Source organism: Wolbachia endosymbiont of Tuta absoluta (assembly GCF_059414725.1).
Map to the genome: position 1 here is coordinate 1 of NZ_JBNRJY010000365.1, position 540 is coordinate 540.

1 pseudogene is annotated in these 540 nt (G+C 32.4%); it reads left to right on the top strand.

The features are described 5' to 3' along the window. A pseudogene (locus ACJ5GX_RS03870) lies at positions 1-135 on the top strand (DUF2460 domain-containing protein); the annotation flags it as partial. Positions 136-540: the final 405 nt, after the last annotated feature.

The following is a 540-nucleotide window of genomic DNA, read 5'->3' on the forward strand; positions in this document are numbered from 1 at the left end:
AGGTCAAACGAGCAGCTAACAGAACTCATAACATTTTTTCAGGCACGAAAAGGTAAAGCAATAGGATTTCGTTTTAAGGATTGGTCAGACTTTACCGTTATCAATCAAGAAATTGGCATAGGAGACGATAAAAAAACGATCGATCTGTGAGTATCTATTTTAGAATAGGTATATCTATAATGCGATTAGGTTTTGAGGTTCGAATCTTGTTTTGCAAACAATATACCCTTAATCAAGTATGTAAATAGATTCAGTAGTATTAATGTTTTCAATGTAGTGTCTTCAAACATTATGGAAACAAGAAACAGAGTATGAAATGAGGCAGTTTCACTCTGTATTGGCACCAAATATTTGTGTTAAAACAGAGGGCAGGCAAGTATATATAAGTTAAATTTATTTCAATACAAATATTTTAAGATCGATCATTGTATTTCTCTTGCCTTGAAACTATTTGTCATCAGGTAGGTTAGTATAGAAACCCACTTATTTATCTGTTATGCATCATCGTCATCCCCAGTATATTAAATTTTGTGTGACTTG